Source organism: Neobacillus cucumis (genome assembly GCF_023715505.1).
Map to the genome: position 1 here is coordinate 21645 of NZ_JAMBOH010000032.1, position 19898 is coordinate 41542.

General features: G+C 36.0%; 16 protein-coding genes and 2 pseudogenes. 2 read left to right on the plus strand and 16 right to left on the minus strand.

The features are described from left to right. Positions 1–246 precede the first annotated feature (246 nt). A pseudogene (locus M3226_RS26680) lies at positions 247–1300 on the minus strand (mannonate dehydratase). A 252-nt stretch (positions 1301–1552) separates the two neighbouring features. Between M3226_RS26680 and M3226_RS26685 the strand changes: the two are divergent. Next, positions 1553–2245, plus strand: coding sequence for a GntR family transcriptional regulator (locus M3226_RS26685; protein WP_251571860.1), 693 nt, complete (start codon positions 1553–1555; stop codon positions 2243–2245). 207 nt (positions 2246–2452) lie between these two features. Here M3226_RS26685 and M3226_RS26690 read toward each other — a convergent pair whose 3' ends face one another. The 8 genes from M3226_RS26690 to M3226_RS26725 form a co-directional block, all read right to left on the minus strand. Then, positions 2453–3907 carry an NADP-dependent glyceraldehyde-3-phosphate dehydrogenase gene (locus M3226_RS26690; protein ID WP_251571862.1) on the minus strand — a complete coding sequence of 485 codons (1455 nt, stop codon included), beginning with the start codon at positions 3905–3907 and terminating at the stop codon, positions 2453–2455. A gap of 169 nt (positions 3908–4076) precedes the next feature. Further along, positions 4077–5024 (minus strand): sugar ABC transporter substrate-binding protein, encoded by a 948-nt coding sequence (locus M3226_RS26695; protein WP_251571864.1) that lies wholly within the window; start codon positions 5022–5024, stop codon positions 4077–4079. A 394-nt stretch (positions 5025–5418) separates the two neighbouring features. Continuing rightward, positions 5419–5784, minus strand: coding sequence for a PTS glucitol/sorbitol transporter subunit IIA (locus tag M3226_RS26700; RefSeq protein WP_251571867.1), 366 nt, complete (start codon positions 5782–5784; stop codon positions 5419–5421). 136 nt (positions 5785–5920) lie between these two features. Continuing rightward, positions 5921–6937, minus strand: coding sequence for a PTS glucitol/sorbitol transporter subunit IIB (gene srlE / locus M3226_RS26705; RefSeq protein ID WP_251571869.1), 1017 nt, complete (start codon positions 6935–6937; stop codon positions 5921–5923). A gap of 19 nt (positions 6938–6956) precedes the next feature. Continuing rightward, on the minus strand, positions 6957–7508 hold the full coding sequence (gene srlA, locus M3226_RS26710; RefSeq protein WP_251571871.1) for a PTS glucitol/sorbitol transporter subunit IIC: 552 nt from the start codon (positions 7506–7508) through the stop codon (positions 6957–6959). 16 nt (positions 7509–7524) lie between these two features. After that, positions 7525–7977 (minus strand): transcriptional regulator GutM, encoded by a 453-nt coding sequence (locus tag M3226_RS26715; protein WP_251571873.1) that lies wholly within the window; start codon positions 7975–7977, stop codon positions 7525–7527. A gap of 21 nt (positions 7978–7998) precedes the next feature. Beyond that, a complete protein-coding gene (locus M3226_RS26720) occupies positions 7999–9921 on the minus strand; it encodes a BglG family transcription antiterminator (protein ID WP_251571875.1) in 1923 nt (640 codons plus the stop codon). Between the two features lie 145 nt (positions 9922–10066). Beyond that, complete coding sequence (locus M3226_RS26725; RefSeq protein WP_251571877.1) at positions 10067–10867, minus strand: SDR family oxidoreductase; 801 nt, start codon at positions 10865–10867, stop codon at positions 10067–10069. A 641-nt stretch (positions 10868–11508) separates the two neighbouring features. Here M3226_RS26725 and M3226_RS26730 point away from each other — a divergent pair. Continuing rightward, entirely contained in the window at positions 11509–12597 is a 1089-nt protein-coding gene (locus M3226_RS26730; RefSeq protein WP_251571879.1) for a GerAB/ArcD/ProY family transporter, read from the plus strand. Positions 12598–12660: 63 nt separating this feature from the next. Here M3226_RS26730 and M3226_RS26735 read toward each other — a convergent pair whose 3' ends face one another. The 7 genes and pseudogenes from M3226_RS26735 to M3226_RS26765 form a co-directional block, all read right to left on the minus strand. Further along, a complete protein-coding gene (locus M3226_RS26735) occupies positions 12661–13854 on the minus strand; it encodes a Ger(x)C family spore germination protein (protein WP_251571881.1) in 1194 nt (397 codons plus the stop codon). Further along, positions 13847–15451, minus strand: a complete 1605-nt coding sequence (locus M3226_RS26740; protein ID WP_251571882.1) for a spore germination protein — start codon at positions 15449–15451, stop codon at positions 13847–13849. The genes M3226_RS26735 and M3226_RS26740 overlap by 8 nt, the downstream gene beginning before the upstream one ends. A gap of 159 nt (positions 15452–15610) precedes the next feature. Beyond that, on the minus strand, positions 15611–15793 hold the full coding sequence (locus M3226_RS26745; RefSeq protein WP_251571884.1) for a hypothetical protein: 183 nt from the start codon (positions 15791–15793) through the stop codon (positions 15611–15613). A gap of 439 nt (positions 15794–16232) precedes the next feature. Then, entirely contained in the window at positions 16233–16763 is a 531-nt protein-coding gene (locus M3226_RS26750) for an HTH-type transcriptional regulator Hpr (protein WP_251571886.1), read from the minus strand. 279 nt (positions 16764–17042) lie between these two features. Further along, positions 17043–17483, minus strand: a complete 441-nt coding sequence (locus M3226_RS26755; protein ID WP_374110693.1) for a TipAS antibiotic-recognition domain-containing protein — start codon at positions 17481–17483, stop codon at positions 17043–17045. A 21-nt stretch (positions 17484–17504) separates the two neighbouring features. Further along, a pseudogene (locus M3226_RS32880) lies at positions 17505–17748 on the minus strand (MerR family transcriptional regulator); the annotation flags it as partial. 456 nt (positions 17749–18204) lie between these two features. Continuing rightward, positions 18205–19152, minus strand: coding sequence for a site-specific integrase (locus M3226_RS26765; RefSeq protein ID WP_251571892.1), 948 nt, complete (start codon positions 19150–19152; stop codon positions 18205–18207). Between the last annotated feature and the right edge of the window lie 746 nt (positions 19153–19898).

Genomic DNA, 19898 nt, shown 5'->3' on the forward strand with positions numbered 1-19898 from the left:
TTCACCTCACAAACTTAATTTCATAGATTGGGAAACCTCTGATTAAATTGCATTCACAAAGTACTATTTTTTCAAACTTTAAGCCTTTTAAACCGTATTATTGCAAACTATTGTATTAAGAATTACCCTCCTACTAAAATGTGATATGTAACATTTCACATGTTACATATTGAATGATAGAACAAAAACCCCTACCTGTCAAATGGTTTTTTGAATTTTTAATAAATTCCAAAAATACAAAAGTTGTCAGTTTCTTTTTAACTCTTTTGTTGCCGCTTCCCATAAACCATTTAAGTAGGTGACACCGAGAGCACGGTCATACAAACCCTATCCAGGTTTAGCAATCTCATTCCAAATCATCCGGCTGTGGTTGGGACGAATGGGTCCTGAGTAGTCAAACTCGCGTAAAGAACGAATGATTTCATACATATCAAGTGAACCTTCTGTTGATAGATGGGCTGATTCGTGAAATGACTTTTCACCAAATAATTTGATATTACGGCCATGCATGAAATTTACTCGACCAAGTTTACCGAAATAACGAACAAGCTCAGGAAGATTATTTTCCGGATTTGTACCTAGTGAACCGCTGCAAAGACCTAGTCCATTATTGGGGCTATCATACAGGTTTATAAACCGCTCAAGATTTTCCTTGTTTGAAATAATGCGGGGTAATCCAAAAATAGACCAAGGCGGATCATCCGGATGAATCGCCACCATTTTAACATTTGTTTCATCGGCAACCGGAATGATTTCACGAATAAAATAACTTAAATTTCCCCATAAATCTTCTTAAGAAACGGATTCATATTGTTTAAATTACCTTTTAACTCTTCTTTTTCATAGCTTGAATTCCATCCATGAAGAGATAATTCCCTAGTAAGTGGGTTCATTTGCTTTAAGATTTCATCTTCATAAATCAAACAAGAGAGCCATCTTGGAGTTGGTAATCTAGGGATGAACGTGTCAAATCAAATACAGGCATGAAATTATAACACACAACCTGTATACCAGCTTTTCCAAAATTTCGAAGGGTTATTTTATAATTTTCAATATATTTTTCTCTTGATGGTAAGCCTAATTTAATATCTTCATGGACGGGAACGCTTTCAATAACCTCTAATGATAATCCATTTTTCTCTACCTTTCCTTTTAATTCTAAAATTTTTTCGTAAGGCCAGGCTTCACCTACCGGGATATCATAGATAGCTGATACAATCCCGGTCATACCAGGAATTTGACGAATATTTTCTAATGTTACAGGATCGTTGACGCCGTACCAGCGAAATGTCATTTTCATGTTGGTTGCCTCCTTTGGATAAAATCTAAAATGTGTTATGTAACATGTAAAATGTAACATTTCAGATTTTATACTTCTTTATGTTATAATTTTCTTAGTAATCAGTCAACTCTTTTTTTTTAGCTATAATATTGTTTACTTGCACACTATATTTTAATTAATTGTACATTGACGACAATTTACTCTAAGCTCTATAATTCAATAGAATGTAACATGTTACAATTTAATTATGGACTATCAGGAGGTTTTACCATGAATCACTTAATTGAAACATCAGCTCTTGCTACGCAAATATACAAAGTTCTTCGAAAAGAGATTATGAGTGGAATATTCACACCTGGAGACAAGCTTGATATTAATAAGCTGGCGGAGAAATTTGGAGTGAGCCGTTCTCCTGTTAAAGAGGCAGTTAATCAATTAGTTCACGAAGGTTTAATTGAAATATTGCCACGTAAAGGAACTTATATTACACAATTAAGATATAAAGATTTCATTGAAGTGCTCGATGCACGATTCATGATTGAAACATGGGCTGCACGTATTGTTGTCTCTACTGTATCAGAACAACAAATTACCAAATGGGAAGAAATAATTTTAAAAATGGATTCATTATTAGAACAGGATCCATTTTCTTTTGAAACCTACAGTAAACTAGACATAGAATTCCACCAATTATTAGTTAAATGGGCTCTAAATCAGAAAATAGAAGACATCTATAATTCAATTAATCCTCAGGTGGCACTAGCCCGTGCTATATATAGCAACGTCCTTGAACATAGTTTAAAAAGACATAAGGACCATCACTATTTGTTTGAGGCGTTGAAAAATCGCGATCTTGTTAAGCTTATTGATGTTTTACAAAAACATTGTGAAAGTGTAAAACAAGATATAAAATTAAGCTGGAACCAACAACTGCACGGTCCAATTGATGAAGTGAAACCGTAAAGTCAAACGATGTCACAAACATTATTACTGTTTCAAAGAAAAGCATATTTAGTTTTACTTGTTTGGTCATTGTTCGCCATTAAGTAAAATGTAAAAAGGATTGGGGAAATCTCCGCTTTTGTCCTCACCTAACTTTTGGAGAGGATAGTCGTATATTGTTCCGATTTCCCCACCTAATCACCATTAAGTATCAAGCTATTTATTTTATTACTCTTGAATATTTAACACTATTATTTTTTCACGCGTCATTGATTCGATGCTTTTACGGATTCCTTGTGCACCCATTCCTGACCCTTTTACACCGATAAACGGGAAATGGTCTGGACCGCGTTCAGTTCGTCCATTGATTTGCACGGAGCCTGTTTCTATCTTATTGGCAATCGAAAATGCTTTGTTAATATCTTTTGTAAACACACTTGCTTGTAAACCAAATTCAGACTTGTTAGCATGTTCAATCGCTTCTTCATCAGAAGTTACACGTAGGACAGGCAATACTGGTCCAAATGGTTCTTCCCAGGCTACGTTCATATCTTCTGTTACATGATCTAGAAGGGTAGGATAAATTAAATTGCGTTCACGCTTGTTTCCTACTACAAGTGTTGCACCTTTTTTGAGGGCATCTTCGATTAAGCCTTGGACAAAGTCAGCTGATTGATCGTCAATTAACGGAACAACTGTGCTGCCTTCTTCTGGAGAACCTACAGCTAGTTTTTCAATCTCTCCTTTTAAAATACCCACAAGCTCATCCGCTACACTTTCATGCACTAATACACGTTTAATCGCTGTGCAACGTTGACCTGAATAAGAAAACGCACCGCTGATAATTTGTTTGGCTGCTTCTTCCAGATCTGCATCTTCACGGACAATCCCTGGGTCTTTACCGCCAAGCTCGAGAACAAGCGGAATCATCCCTGCTTTCTTCGCTAAGCGTTTACCTGTGTTTGTTCCCCCTGTGAAGGAAATCATATTAATTCCTTTATGCTCGACAAGGTAATCTCCAATCACAGAGCCGCGACCTGTCACGATATTTACAATCCCTTTTGGAAGCTTTGCTTTGTGAAGGGCCTCAATCATTTTAATCCCGCTAATAGCACCTTGCGTTGCAGGTTTGAAAATAACCGCATTTCCTGAGATAAGTGCCGGCGCTAACTTTGCTGCTGCTAGGTTTACTGGATAGTTAAATGGTGGAATTGCTAGCACCACACCTAATGGGACACGTTCCACAATGGCGATTTTCGACTTGGAACCTCCAGGGAAACTGTCCCCTTTCATGCTTTTTCCATGCATATGCAGCGCTTCTTCCACTGTGTAACGAATAAAATCAGCAGTTCGTGCAACTTCGTTCTTCGCATCCTTTAGACTTTTTCCGACCTCTTTCATAATAATCTCAGCGATTTCTTCTTTCATGTTAACTAATTCATCAGCCCACTTATATAAATATTTGGCACGTTGTTGAAGAGAATTTTCCGCCCATGCTTTTTGTCCAGCATGTGCAAAAAGAATCGCTTCATCCACTTCTTCCTTCGTAATCGCCTGCACTTTTCCAATTACTTCGTTGAGATAAGGTGAACAGATGTCAATAGTCTGACCAGATTTGCTTTCATTCCACTCGCCATTTACATAAAACTTATATGAAGATGAAGTTAAAACGTTTGTTGGCATCAAAATTCCTCCATCGGTTAAATATTATTAAAATAAATAAAATTCAGTTTATTTTTCTTAAAAAATAACTATTTATAAATTGGTGTATGTTTTCTTTTTATTTAGACTAAGAAAGACTGAAATAATTCCTCTCACAACTTTAAAAAAGTAATATTATATTTCATCAATTTTATTTTAAGTTTGATGTAAGAAAATCTATTTTTCTTTTTGCATTTTCTTGATCAATGATATCTATTCCAGTATCAATCCTTTTTTCAACAGGTTTTCCATTAATCGCTTTAATAGCTTGTACAACGCTTAAATATCCCATATCAAAAGGATTTTGTGCTATAGTAGCACTATTATTTCCCTCTTCAACTTCTTGTACCATATTCATATTTCCGTCTGTACCAACGACTGGAATCGGCATACCTTTTTCTTTCAATTCTTTTAAGGTACCAATTGCAACCATATCTGTAGCAGCAAACACACCTTTGATGTTAGGAAATGTCTGCACGATGTTATTCAATGCTTTCTTGACTTCCCCCGATTGGTTATCTGCCGGGAGTTCCGCGATAATTTTAATCCCAGCAGCTTCTAAAACATCTCTAGCACCCTTCAATCGATCAACCATATCACCATTAACTACGGTTGGATGAATAAGAGCTACTTGATCCCCTGGCTGCAACATAGATCCCAAAAGTTCTCCGGACGTTTTACCTAATAGGTAGTTATCTGTTCCTATATACGAAGTCTGGCCATTCCAATCAATGTGGGTATCCACAATCAGTACAGGAATGTGTCTTTTCTTATATTTCTCTAATATAGGAATAGTTGTAGATTGCTGAATAGGGGCAATTAATAGTGCTTCCGGCTTTTGCTTCAAAATATTTTTCAATAAATCCACTTGGTCTTTGACTTCGTGATTTGGCGCGACCACCACACCATCTATTTTGAAATCTTTAAAAGCCTTTTTTGCTCCTGACTCAATGATTTTCCAATACTGTTCCTTAGTATTTAATGTTTTCAAAACAACAACAACTTTAGGCTTATTATCTTTTTTATTAAGATAAGAACCTATTAAAATAATAAGAAAAGCACCACCAATCAAAAGAAGTATTCTGGTCTTCTTTAACACCCTTCTATCTCCTTACATTTATTCCAGGCAGATTGTAAAGTCATTCATATATCGTTAATAGATATCCTCAGGCTTTTTCATTTAAATAATCCATTCATTAATGATAACTTCCTTCTACTTATCACTAATTGCTTAAACAATAATTCCATTTCTTACAAATACTTCTCTAATTTCTTTTAACAGCTCTAAATGGAGAATTTTCTTTGACAATAATGGACGGATGTGAAATTACACACAATTGGGTTAAACTCGTTTAAGAGACGATTTGTATCATACTCGCTGATCAATATAAATTCTAATCCGTTTTTTCTTCCTTATAAACAGAGGCTCAACCTGCAATCGATTAAGCCTCCTTTGTAATTCTTCAATAGGTGATCTAAAACCATTAAAATGGCTATTCACTTACAATCTTTAGTTGAGTTCCCAACTCAATGGAATGGATTTCTTTATTTTCTAAATACAGCGTACCCGGTAGTTCTGGAGTTTTCGATCCATCAAAACGTAAAGTAATATGTCCTAAAGTCGTAAGGTTCCTTTGAACAACATCCCCAACAGCTGTGATTTCAAATTTTTGATTATTAATATAAAGCATTTGACCTGCTTTAATTTCCTCATCGGCATTTACAACATCAATGTTATAACAAAAATCTTTTAGATCTTGAGGAGCCTCGTTACCAAATAATATAAACATTTTTTCTTCTAAGAAAGTGTTCGCAAATGGACCTATATTTTTTACTTTATTTTCATAAATTGTTTTCATATCTCCTGGCACCGACAAATCATGCCGTGCCTGCCTCCAATACTATAGAATTTTTTGTTAAAGTTTATAATGTTTCTTTATCTAAACACAATGGTTTATTCACTCTCTTGAGGTTAATTAAAGGGACCAATAAAAATTATGATTGGTATAAACCAAAGCTTGCTAGCCAGGCAACAAATACCCTTGGAACCCCTATTAAGAATCTCGAGTAGAGAACAGAAGGTACCCCCACTTCAACTGTTTCCGCCTCAGCTTCAGCAAGTCCTAATCCAACAGGAATAAAATCACAGGCATTTTGTGTATTAATCGCAAATAATGCCGGCAAAGCTAAGTTTGGTGAGATATTTCCCTTACCTATTTCAACTCCAATTAGTGTACCAATAACCTGGGCGATAACAGCACCTGGACCAAGTAATGGGGATAGGAATGGTAAAGAACAGATAAAGCCGATTAAAACTAGTCCCCAGATATTACCTGCAAGCGGCGACATCATTTTCGCAAATAGATTACCGATTCCAGACCCTTGGATGATTCCAATTAATAAGGATACAAAGGCCATAAACGGAATAATCGTATTGATCATGGTTTGGACTGCATCACGACCTGCTTGATAAAAAGTGTTAATAACCTTACCTGCACCAAGTCCAAATTTAGTTATGATGCTTTTATTCTTTTTAGCTGCCAACGTTTGGGAGATCTTTTGATTAGTACTATATTTATATTCTCTATCTGGATCAGGTAATTTTTCTGCTGCAGCAGCTACCTGTACTTCTGCCCCGTCAACTAGTTGGATCTGATCCACATCCACTGCAGAAACATAGATATCTTCTGTGATAAATTTTGCTAATGGACCACTTTTACCTGTTGGCATAATATTAACAGTTGGAATACCTTTTTGCGGATAGATTCCGCAGCGTAAGGTACCCCCGCAATCAATAATCGCCAGCGCAATCTGATCATCCGGAACAGACGTTTGAAAACCATTCACCGCCTCAGTGCCCGTTAGTTCGACAATCTTATCTACAATAGCCGGCTTAGCGCCTCCGCCTGTTATATATACGATTTTATTTTTAGCTGCAGTTGGAGTAATCGTCAACGGACCTCCAAAACCACCGCTTCCTTTTACAATTTTAATTGCACGATACTCAGTCATCTTAAACCCTCCCTACATCCTAGTGATGCAACTTCACTTCTGTTTTTAATTTAATGCCTTGTTGTTTTTCAACCAATTTTGTTGTAAAGTCAGTTATCCAGCCCGCAAAGAAGTTCATCACTAATCCGACTAGAAGGTATCGGACAGCCAATTCTGCTGTATTGAATCCGAGCTTTTCAATCCCTGCGGAGATTCCGAGAAAGATAAACAATTCACCTGGGTTGATATGTGGGAATAATCCATTGCTTGTATGACAGAAAAAAGTACCAGAAGCATAATAGCTTGGTTTATATTTTTCTGGTAAAAAGCGTCCTAATGACAATGCCATTGGATTACCTAACATGAACGACCCAATAAACGGAAGAACTAAATATCTTAATAGCGGGTTTTTACTGGAAGCCATCGCCAGCCTGTTAATCCGTTTTTCTCCAATTAACTGAATCAACGTATTCATCGCCACCATTAATAATAAAACAACTGGTACGATTCCTTTCATCCATGAAATAAACGTGTCAGCACCCGTTTGAAATAATTTCATAAAGCCTTCGGCAAATACAACGATATAATCCATTAACTCTCACCTCTTCTTATTTTTTTACAGCAGCCACGCGTTCTGCTTGCAGCATTATTCGTTTAAAGAGACTATTCTTTTCCGGAATTTCGCCACCGCTCATGATAACTTTGTAATTATGAACTGCATCCAGAATGGCTAATTTTAATAGTTTATTGCAATGTGCCATATCTTTTTCTTCAAGTGCTTTAATGTTTTTATCCTCAAAGCCATCCAAATCCCTGACTTGTGCCATGACAGTGACTCCTTGGATTTTCTTTGCCTTCAGAATCTTCCCGCTATTGGTTACAGCAAACATGACAATGGTACCTGCGCGGACCTTACCAGGCCTCTTACCGATTGCCACTTTTCCAATCCTGCGTAACTCTGCATACGGTTTCGAAAAATGTTTGATTTGCAAATAACCTAAGACCATTTGAACGACAAATGCACCTGCAATAAAAATCATGATGATAAAAATTTGCATCATGTCACTTCCTTACAAATGGATTTATGACCTACTCGCTTGTTCGAGGTATATCGATAAATCCTCATAGCTGTTGGTACTAGCCAATTGATTTATCAATTGTTTGTCAGCAGCAATTTGAATGATCTCTTCGTAAATTTTTACTAAAAGATTCGCATCGTTATCAGTTTGTTCCGGTATTCCTAACAGAAAGACCAATTTTATTTCTTTTCCATCGACTGTTATCTTTTCCGGGAATACCCCCAGTGCAAGCTCTATTTTATTGGACTTATGATTAACGGTGTGCGGTAAGGCAATATACTGATCAAAAACCATCGATCCTTTTTCTGCCCTTACCTTAAGTCGTTCTTTAAAACCCTCGTCGAAATAGCCCTTCATCACTAAAGCATCTATCATATCATTTACATTTTCGTGATAACTTTTCCTACTATCTAAAATGAAGTATTTTTCTTCATTTGTTAGAAGTTTTACGATGGAATGATGATTTCGAGCATTTTTAAGCTTGAACTTTTTCAAATAGGTCACTTTTTCAATTTTCCGTGAAACCATATTTTCATCAAATATCTCATTAATCATGATTAATGGTGAGTCGGTTTCAAATCCAAGTTTTACTGTTGAAAAAACAATATCATAATCAGCTAATCGTTCTTTCGTTACCTCTTTTTCCGAAAATAGATCAATTTCTGTATTTTGATTAAGAACACGTTGTAATTGTATAGCAACCAATTTAGCTGTTCCTCTTCCGGTTCCGCAAACGACCGCAACCCTATGCAAACGGTTAACCTTTACTTCATTCTGAGTAATAAAAACTCCGAAATAGAAAGCTATATAACCAAGCTCATCTTCAGTAACCTCAAGATTATATTCATTTTCAATAACTTGTCCAGCAATCGCAGCCATTTTAAAGGCTACAGGATATTTCTCCTTTACATCGGGTAGTAAAGGGTTTTTCAATCGCAAGCCAAACATCAATCGGTTTAACATAAACGTTAAATGATATTGTAAATCCTTAAAAAAGATTTGATTCTCATGAATAATCCCCTTATCCAAACCAATCTGTTCGAAAATCAAATTCAACAACCCTTTAATATCTTCGGTAATTGTAATATCAACCATGGTTCGATTGTTTGTCGGTGTTCTTCGGCCAGCAATCGGTAACGTTATAAACAAAATTTCAGGCTTAGGAATAGTGATAGGCAAATGACTTTCAATTACCTCAATAACTTCTAATGCAATTTGATAGTCTTTTGTGTTCAAAAGTTTATGATGTTTCTCTTGAATCTCCATAAGTGGATGATTTTTTAAAAGTCGGTCCAACATGACAATGGCAAATTGCATTAACCTATTTTGGGTGGTAGAATCCAAATCATATTGATTGGCAATCCTAATTATCGCTTCTTTTATATCCTCATCTAATGGATATAGGCTATACAAAAAGTCATAAACGTTATCTAAGATAAAAAAACGCAAATCATGTTCATTACCACTTAAATACATGCCGGTGTTTGGTTTCCCACGAATCGCTAAATTATAAGACTTCAAAGCCACTGCCGCTTTTTTCAATTCATTTACAAGAGTTGTTCTGCCTAAATTCATATCAAAAGCCAATTCATCCAGGGTATTGGTCTTATCACTGTTTATTAATCGATCAATGATAAATGCAATCCGCCGCTGTGGTGAGTCTTGAAAATTTTTCTCTGCATTAATTTTCCCCATCAGTTCCTCAAACTTTTGCTCATCCTCAATAACCAGGCGGTAGCCTTTACCCTTTTCGTTGACTAATGCTCCGATTCCATTCAAGTCGCTGTTTAGCTGCTTAATATAATTACGGATGGTCCTAGTACTAACCTCCATTGTTTCTGCAAGATAATCTAATGAGCAGTATTCTTTTTTTCTCGTCATTTCAATTAACCGGAAAAGTTGTTTATCTATTGATACGTCAGACATTTAATCACCACCTTCTCTTTAAATGTGAATGTCTAAATTTAAATATATCGAACAATTAAAGATTTTTTTCTAATTCCAAATTGCCCACCTATTGTAGACATTCACAAAAAGGCTTTATCTGACTCTTAAAAAACTCCAGTATTTTTTAACCGCGAGATTTACCGCCCGAAATATTATACGTGGTACCCGTAATATAACTTGCACGGTCTGAAGCAAGGTAAGAAACTAGATCGCCTATTTCATTTAATTTTCCTTCTCGTCCCAAAGGAATGGACTTACTATAATCGGTCGCTAGTCCATCCACTGTAACACCACGAGTATATGCTAGCGCTTCATTATAAGCATTTGTTCTCAATCCTGTTGATTCCATGATGCCAGGTGCCAATGCAACAACCCGGATATTGTATTTACCTAATTCCTTCGCCCATGCACGAGTGAAGGAGATTACTGCTCCTTTTGTTGCTGAGTAACAACTTTGCCCTGCAGAACCTTCCTGACCTGCTTCTGAAGCAATATTAATAATTACACCCTTATTTTGCTTTAACATCTCTTTAGCGGAAGCTTGTGCACAAAGATATGGACCTTTTTGGTTTACAGCTACCATAAAGTCGAAGTCCTTCTCGTTTAATTCGTATTCCGGTTTCTCACCTTCAACATCAACTAATAATCGAGGCAAATTTACACCAGCATTATTTACTAGAATATCCACAGAGCCAAACAATTCAACTGTTTTGGCTACCATTTTGTCAACGCTTTCCTTATTTGTCACATTACAATTTATAAAATAAGCTCCGTCATCTTGTGGTCCTTCCTCTACATTCAAATCAGAGACAACCACTTTAACTCCATTATTTAATAGTTCCCTTTTAATATATAAACCGATGCCAGAAGCACCACCTGTTACAATCGCTACTTTTCCTTCTAAATCTAGCCAAGAATTACTCATCTATATTTCCTCCTTATCCTGTTTTCAATAATACGTTTTCTGATTATGTTTTCAGTATAAGAAGTTTTACGTTTTAGATTAATACACAGTTTTTCACTTAAAAATGAAAAGGGTATATTATTGGGTGAGAAAGCTATTTAAGATCTTACGAAGCAGTATTTCCACTTTTTCAACCTGTTTTACAATTTACACTATTAGTCTCTAGTATAGTAGAAAACCTATCCTTGAATTCCTAACGATTTAGACAAATGTGTCAAAGCAAATATATAGTTACTGCTACATTTTGTATACCCTTTCAACACAAAAGAGCCTCTTTAAACGAGAGGCTCAATACTAGAAGATATAGTTAAAATGGGAGTGTCTATCAGATTTATTTGCACTAGGTTATTTTTCTAATGTCACATAAAAGGTGAGATTTATGTCCTTTTGTAAGTTGGAATCCTTCTTCTAGTTTACTACCGCTTACCAATGGCTATAATTTATACAGATATACGTTAATACAACAGTATTAACGTATCCCTCCCTTGGATTCCCCAGATTCGAGAGGGAAATTAAGGACTACTAACTCATACAACAGCTCTGTACCATATTTTTCCATATTTTCACCTACTCTTATTTTTCTAAATTCAAGGAGGATATTAATGTATAAAATTTCCTCATATCAATTATTTGCAATGATATTTATATTCCAATTAGGAACAAACATTATATTTGGCTTTGGAGCTTCAGCTGGCCGAGATGCGTGGATTAGTCAACTAGTTTCAGCTTTTCTAGGCATATTCGTTATTTTGTTATACACTTCCTTAATGCGTATGAACCCGGGGTTACCTCTTGTTCAGTGGTTTCCGGCACAATTTGGACGATGGATAGGAATACCCATTGCATTTTTATATCCTCTCTTGTTTCTGTATCAATCATCACGAGTTCTTGGAGATATTAGAGATATGATTTCAACCACATTATTATTCCAAACACCACTTATAATAATTACAGTGGTATTTGCCCTACTGATTCTATATATCCTTTATGGTGATATTGAGATCATTTCTCGATTCGCAGAATTAACTCTTCCCATCATTTTGGCGCTTTTTGGTATTGAGGTAATACTTCTTTTTAGCTCAGGTGTAATGCACCTAAAAAATCTTCAACCTATATTAGAAAACGGATGGGGGCCCATCTGGAAGGTTGTGTATCCAGGCGGTATAAATATGAGTTCTGGGATTTCAATCATATTCGCCATGTTCTGGACAGAGACATCGCATCCTGAAAAGATTAGGAGGATTACTATTCTTGCCATTTTACTATCTGCAATCATGTTAACATGCTTTGACATGTTAGCTATTTCAGTTTATGGAAGTCTGTTTTCACATTTTCTGTATCCGCTTTACACATTATTGAGTTTAATCCGTGTCGGAGAATTTATTGAAAACTTACAAATTATTGGAGTCATATATTTTTTTACAACGGCATTTTTGCATGCTTCGATTCTCCTGTTCGCAGCGGTAAAAGGTATCCAGCAATTGATGCGTATGGAGGACTATCGTAAACTTGTCATCCCAGCAGTCGTCATTGAACTGTTCTTAGGAATGACAATGTCAAAAAACATCGCCGAGCATGTCTACTATCAACACACGAAAATATTGGTACCTTATATTTGGGTACCAATGTATTTTGTATTACCGACCATACTATTCATCGTAACGTGGGTTCGGAAAAAGGTGTTCAAATAAAAAAACGTGTTTAGGATTTCGTTAGTACGGGTAGATAAAACAAGAAATCAGCCAACTTTATTGTCAATCTGATTTTCTTTCAAATATCGATGGTCCTGTTAATCCTATTTGTCGAACCGTTAAATTTACTTTTACAGAAACCTCAGCATCCGAAAACTTTTTGTCCCAGTTTTTCTTTAAGGACTTCCATTGATGTGGATTTTTTCTCTGAATTACATCACTAATTCCAAAGACATCCGTCCCATACTTTTTTTGTACCTTTATCACGGTTTTTAGAACCATTTTTTCAACATGTTTGTCCAATGCTTTTTGAGCAATGGTAATATTTTTGAGCTGAGTAAGATCCAGACTCGTGTTGTTTTCTCGAATCATTCCTTGTCCATTTAATGTTATAAATATTTTTGTCTTGTTCTTTTGAATGATGGGCTTAATCATCCTATCCAACTTGTTTATATCCAAACTGACATAGTTTTTCTTTTGAGGTACAAAGGCTGTAATTGTCTGTTTATCTAGGTTCCCAGTTACCCAGCGGAGTACCTTTCCTTCTTCCACATTTAAGAACCCAATCAATTTAAGGTCTTTATTAAAAATTCCAGTTCCTGCGATACTAAAACCTTTCGTATTGGATTGATCCCCTTTTGATGAAGAAGAGGAGGATCCAAATGTAATTGCAGGCATGGTTGGGTAACTACTCACATTGGTTGCAGAGAGTAAAAAGTTTAGAAATCCTACTTCTTTTAGGGCCCCCATTTGGTTATATTCTTTTAAAGCCCCTAGGGCGGGTATTTTCTCTAACGGGTACGATGTTTTTAGAAAATCCTTGGCAGTTCCACCCTTGATAACAAAAATATCCGTAAGTAAATTAATGTTGGGATCGCGAGTGTAAGTATCTAATACATCTTTGATTCCTTGTCTAGCCAGTGATTCTCCAATCACGATGACCCGCCGCTGGCCACGAAATATTTGTCGAGAAAGCTTTGTCTGCATTTGCTCTACTGCATCGAGTGTATCCTTTCCAATGCCCGTTTCGACAAAAAAGGGTTTTTCCTGACTTCCTCCACTACCACCTCCCTGTCCTCCACCTATTTTCGACGGGAGTATAATCTGTGTACTTATCTGAATATCCTTGTTCTTAGCTTTGTCTATCCCCCATGCGAGTTCAATGGCACGATCGTTTAACTCCTTACTATCCCAACAACCAGTGAGGAAGAACATGGATGGAACAAAAATGAAAAAAACGATTAGTTTTTTATTCATTTGTCTGGTCTCCCGGCTTTGGACTTAGGGTTGTTGACCTTAAGGCAACACGCTTTTTATCTGCTCCAGATATGAATGCAGGACGATAGGTCATGCTCCATCTAGGTACACGGATGAATACATCCTTCAAGTTTTCGGGAATTAACGGAGATACTGGACTCATATATGGAACTCCAAACGAACGAAGTCCGAGGAGATGTATTATCATTAAAAAAATGCCAAATATTATTCCATATAAGCCTAGTGTTCCTGCCAAAATCAACATCGGGAAACGAAGAAATCGGTATGAAGTCCCAAGGTTATATCGTGGTATTGCAAACGATGCAATGCCAGTCGTGGCTACAACAATCACTACGGGCGCAGATACGATACCTGCTTGGACAGCAGCTTGCCCAATGACAAGCGCTCCAACAATACTAACAGCTGAACCAATAGGTTTTGGCAAACGAATACCTGCTTCACGAAGACCTTCAAACATAAGTTCCATCAACAACGTCTCAACGACCGTAGGAAACGGGACCCCTTCCCTGGCAGCAGCAATACTGATTAGCAGAGTTGTAGGAATAAGCTGTGGGTGATATGCTATGACTGCAACATACAAAGACGGGAGAAGTAGCGCAATATTAAATAAGCTGTAGCGAATGAATCGGACGAAAGTCGTATATATAGAACGTTCGTAATAATCATCCGCCGCCTGTAAGCCACTCCAAAATGTCATCGGAACGACCAACACAAAGGGGGTATTATCGACAAAAATGGCGACTTTTCCTTCTAACAAACTAGAACATATGACATCGGGACGCTCGCTATTTTGGACTTGAGGGAAAGGAGACCAAGTGGAATCCTCAATAAATTCTTCGATATAACTTGATTCTATTACCCCGTCAATTTGGATTCGGCGGATCCTTTTCCGGACTTCCTCAAGGACTGTATTCGAGGCAATTCCATCAATATATGCAATGACAACATCGGTCTGAGAAACTTCACCAACCGTAATCGACTCCATTTTGAGTTTTGCACTTCGGAGTCTCCTGCGTACAAGGCTTGTATTTGTCCGTAAATTTTCTGTAAACCCATCCCTTGGCCCGCGAACAGATGTTTCGGCAGATGGTTCTTCAACACCTCGTTTTTCGAATCCTTTGAGGTCTGCAATTAATGCCCTACTTTCTTCAACAACTAAAATGGCGATACTCCCCTTTATTATGCCATCAGCCACATCTTTGACTTTAGAAGTCTTCTTAACTTGAGAGATTGCAACAAGCTGCTGTTCGATGACTTGCTCGAAAGTAGAAACTTTTCCTAATCCAACGGGAAGCCCCTCAAACATCATTGGCTTTAAAACAACTTCATCTAGAGTCTTTGTATCACTCAAACCATCGATATAAATCAAAAGTAGTTTGGTCTCACCGTAGATTTGAATAGGGCGAAACACGATATCTGAACAGTTTTGAAAAATTTCTTTAAGTATCTTCTCGTTTATAGCGAGTTCAGTGTTTAAATCTACAGTTTGAACGTTTGGAGACAGAAAATTTGTCAATTCAATATCTTTTAACATCTTATTATAAACCGAATGGTTCCGACCTTTTTTCCGATTCATACAAACCTTCTCCCTAATTTTTTATAGATGCCTTATTACAATTTCACAAAATCAACCAATTTCATCATAATATTCCCTTTGATAGGTTAACCATTCATGACTTTAGAGGTATAGGATATTTCCGTTTCTTAATTTGACTGGCATATGTCTGCCCTCTCATTAAATTTGTTTTAGCTCATGACTTTCAACAATGGAGTGAGAATATCCGTTCTTTGCAACTTGTATCATAGCTTTTCCAAAATGCTCTGATGTAATGACGCTGCTTGACTTCATCAGCAGCGGATAAAAAAGTTTCATGACATCATACATAAGCTGAAGCCATTTTGTCTCTATTCCGTCCAAGAGTCATCCTTCCCCTGTACGGTGTGGAATCAATTAATGTTACAGTCGGAATATCATTCAAGGTAGCTATTCATAGCAATTAGATCTCCCCCTATAAGGGGTAGTGTAAGGAAAATGCGGATTTACAACGTTAAGGGAATTCCAACATAAAAAGCCCAATTTCCCAGCATTAAAATTGAGAAATTGGGCTTTTTCCTTAGTCCAGAAAAGCGCCCGATTGTGGAAGAGTCATTTTGTTTTTTGATTTATGCACAATCCCACAATCCTTTCTAGTTGAATTTGCATTAAGTAAAGACATTTTGAAACTCCACATAAGGCTCCACTCTGGTGAAAATGGCATATGTAGAGATGGTATCAAAATAATTTCAATTTGTGCTTTTATAGTCAATAAAAAAGCATTCATTTTACATGAATGCCAAACCTTTTTTAGGTTCTTATTTTACATTTTTTCAATAAAATCTTTTTCCAAATGCTGAAAAATCTGTTCATGAGTATCCATAAATTTTTCACCGTTGATATGTCGAATAATGGCTTTTAGTTCAAGCAATTCAGGGAATTTCCCATATAAATTCCTTAATGGAAGTGAAGCTGAAACAAGGTCATTGTCTTCTCGCTGGTATGATTCTAGCAAGCTATTGATAATTTCTTTTCCTTTGTCAGTAAGTTGGATATACGTATTTCTTTTATCATCTTCTCTTTTTAAAAATTGTAAAAGCCCTCGTTCCTCTAGCTTTTTGGAAAAATTAAATGCGGTAGAAACATGCATGACTCCTAACTCCGCAATTTCGGAGATAGATGAACCGTTTAGATAATAGCTAATCCATAAAATATGGTATTCATTAATATTCAAGTTAAATGGTTTTATCCATCGTTGTAAATCATTTTCAATCACTTTCCAAAGTGCCTTGCTTAATTGAGCTACTCTTTGACTAAAAATAAGCGCTTCCTTGATTGAATAGATTTTTCCCAATTTTTCTGCCCCTTTTTCTTTTTACTTTAATAAAATTAGACTAATACACTATTGAAGTTTTTATAATATTTTAAAATTTCTAGAAATAATTAAAGTTATTATACCATATTATGAAGGTTAATTTATAATGCTCATTTTTTGATTGCAACCTCTACAATCTGACCCTAAACATAAAGAAAGAGCACAATTCATGTTGCAGAATTGCGCCCGTTTGCTTAAAACGAAAAAGTCGAGGCTATTTGAAATGCCCACGACCTTTTCGTTATTCAAAAAATTAATTTAAATGTGTGACATAGCTTTTTTAATATACTTATAAAGCTCTCCATCTACTCCATATTGAAGTGCATTATTGGGGTTCTCTGCATAGAAGTGTTCAGCAGCTTTAACAATCCCTGGGTCACCACCAGCTAATCTTGTAGTCAACTCTTGCCAACGATTGGCCAACTTGATAGCATCCGGATGGTTTGCCGGAGTTTTATTTTCTAATTCCTTACGAATTTTAGCAATTAGCTCAGTCCATTGATTGTCGATTTCCTTTTTTTCTTCCGGACTGAAATGTCTGTTTTTCATCTTTTCTAATTGTTCTTGCGTAAAGTACTTTTCACTCATAGTGATCACTTCTATTAATTTAATAAATTGTTCAGGCTGAACTTCTTGTTGAGTTTCAAGGAGCTCATACATGCTCTCTAACCGTCTGTACAACTGTTCTTGTACCTCCATTTGCTTTTTAACCGTTTCTAATTGAATTTTAATTACTCTAATTGGGTTAAAATTAGAGTTTTCCATCGTTTCTTTAATTTCTTCCAAGGAAAATCCCAATTGTTTTAGTGATAGGATTTGTTGCAACTTTTCAATATCTGCTTCGGTATAAATTCTATGTCCCGATTCCGTATAAGCCAATCTGGTCATAGTGGTGAAGTGTACGTACCGTTAATCCAGTTTGTTTTGCCAATTCTCCTATTTTCCAATCCCTATTTATGATCATCCCTCATTTCGCACGATTGTTATTGCCGGCAACTTTAATATACAACCTGACGTTACGTTAGGTTCAAGTGTTTTCTCACTTTTTATTTTTAATTTTAAGTTCCCAAGATTATGAAGCGTTTTATGCTGAATTTTTGCTTGTTAATTAAATAACTCTTACTAATATTCTTTTTGTAAAATTATAGGAATGTTAATAATGTCACACTTTAAAAAGAATAAGGACACCGCTTATATAGTGGTGTCCTTTATTGGTTTATAAGATTTCTTTATGGTAATCCCTTTTTGTAGTGAAAAATTAGGGGCAATGTCTGAACTTTTAGTTGCTCTAAAAAAGAAATAGTATATTTTTCTCAATTTTCAAACTAATTTTGTACAGCGAAATTAGTTGAACTACTATACATGATTCAAAAAATAAATTCGTTAGAATGCAAATCTCCAACACACCGAAAATTGGAAATTATAAGTTTTTTAAAATGCTGCTTGCATTGTTTTTATAACGTAAACCTGCCTGAACATATCGATCAACCATTTCCCTAGTTTTATGACCGGTTTGTTTCATAATTGCTATTTCTGTCATTCCCATCATTGCTGCGCTTGTTGATAAGCCACTTCTTAAACTATGTGCTGCAAACTCGTTTGCATCCATCCCAAGTTCCCCGATATATTTCTTTATAATGAGTGCTACGGATTTATCACTCAACCGTTCCTTGATATTTCCATGCCGATCAATTGAACGAAACAACGCTCCAGTAGTGATTTCACTTATTTTAATCCATTCTTTAGTTGCTTTAACTGGACAAAATTCATTGTACGTATAAACAACACCTTTTATAAAATCATCATTTTTCGTTTTAGTTTCGCGAACTCTTACGTCCATCCCAAAGTCGGTAATTTCTAAATCTTCTATATTAATAGATACCAATTCTGAACGTCGGCTTGCCAGGGCAAAACCTAATAAAAGAATAGTTTTATCTCGTACTCCAATAAGAGTCGATGTGTCAATCCTATCGATTAAGGCCGGAAGGACCTGCAGCATCAATGCTTTTTTCGGTTCTTGCCGAGTACCGATCTCTCTTTTAATTCCTTCCAATAAGGCTCGGACCTCCACTTCCTTGGAAGGTGGAAGATGATGTTTGAATTTATGCGCCATATTAATAGAAGAAACTCGTCTTCGTATAGTCGAATATTTATGTGTCGTTGCTAATTCTGATAGATAAAGGCAAAGTGTACCAGTAGATGCCGGAAGAGGTTCCCGCCCATTCAACTCACACCACTGAGTAAAATGTTTCCAGTCGGAAGTGTAACTTTTCTGTGTATTCTTACTTTTAGAGTTTTGGATGTAGAATTTTATTTTTTCCAGTTTCTCATTATCAATCGGAAGAAATTTCTCACTTTCAGTTAACATAATATCGAACCTCCTTAACGGCTGGTTTTTCCGGATTTAAGTTCCGATAACTATATATTATCGGAACTTAGTATTTTCGTAAACAAAATAGAGTGAAAATCCATGATTTAAATTCACAAGTTAGCAGTGAACCAGTCTAAAATGTTAACATTTAACAACCATATTAATAAATAGTCGAGACTATAATGAAATTTAAAATATATCATGTTTAAATAGAAGGAACCAGTCACGAAGAAAAAAACATTATGAAACTTTGCACATTAAAATAAATATGTATTTACAATTAAACTGCATGGTGATGAATTTCGAATGAGGATTCAGGTTACATTTAATCTTAATTGTTTTTGACACCCATAAATTACCGATAGTTGACGGTATTGCCTGTCCGGAGGTGAACGAGTATAATGTCCACGTATAAATCCGGAGAAAGGAAAAGACGCCCCCCATAATGTATAACTGCGCCAACAGTTATACGGGAGACGTCCCACAAAAAACAACTGTGATTATTGTATCAGATTACAAACTTATTGAGAATTGGTTAGTCAACCATTAGACCAATGTGTAATAGAAAAGGCTATGGATACAACGCCATATATAGTATAAAAGTTAAAGTAGAGTAAATTTCTTTATAAAAATTTCCCTTTTATAAACAAACTAAAGACCGATTTCTGTCGGTCTTTAGTAATTTCTCACACCTTCGGTCAGCCAGTTCAAGAATTAAAGTCGATGGTTTCAAACTATTCATT

Bases quoted from the DNA above. Each gene is read 5' to 3' on its own strand.
- M3226_RS26685 (WP_251571860.1), top strand. From the start codon at position 1,553: ATGAATCACTTAATTGAAACATCAGCTCTTGCTACGCAAATATACAAA.
- M3226_RS26690 (WP_251571862.1), bottom strand. From the start codon at position 3,907: ATGCCAACAAACGTTTTAACTTCATCTTCATATAAGTTTTATGTAAAT.
- M3226_RS26700 (WP_251571867.1), bottom strand. From the start codon at position 5,784: ATGAAAACAATTTATGAAAATAAAGTAAAAAATATAGGTCCATTTGCG.
- srlE (WP_251571869.1), bottom strand. From the start codon at position 6,937: ATGACTGAGTATCGTGCAATTAAAATTGTAAAAGGAAGCGGTGGTTTT.
- srlA (WP_251571871.1), bottom strand. From the start codon at position 7,508: ATGGATTATATCGTTGTATTTGCCGAAGGCTTTATGAAATTATTTCAA.
- M3226_RS26715 (WP_251571873.1), bottom strand. From the start codon at position 7,977: ATGATGCAAATTTTTATCATCATGATTTTTATTGCAGGTGCATTTGTC.
- M3226_RS26720 (WP_251571875.1), bottom strand. From the start codon at position 9,921: ATGTCTGACGTATCAATAGATAAACAACTTTTCCGGTTAATTGAAATG.
- M3226_RS26725 (WP_251571877.1), bottom strand. From the start codon at position 10,867: ATGAGTAATTCTTGGCTAGATTTAGAAGGAAAAGTAGCGATTGTAACA.
- M3226_RS26730 (WP_251571879.1), top strand. From the start codon at position 11,509: ATGTATAAAATTTCCTCATATCAATTATTTGCAATGATATTTATATTC.
- M3226_RS26735 (WP_251571881.1), bottom strand. From the start codon at position 13,854: ATGAATAAAAAACTAATCGTTTTTTTCATTTTTGTTCCATCCATGTTC.
- M3226_RS26740 (WP_251571882.1), bottom strand. From the start codon at position 15,451: ATGAATCGGAAAAAAGGTCGGAACCATTCGGTTTATAATAAGATGTTA.
- M3226_RS26755 (WP_374110693.1), bottom strand. From the start codon at position 17,483: ATGGAGGTACAAGAACAGTTGTACAGACGGTTAGAGAGCATGTATGAG.
- M3226_RS26765 (WP_251571892.1), bottom strand. From the start codon at position 19,152: ATGTTAACTGAAAGTGAGAAATTTCTTCCGATTGATAATGAGAAACTG.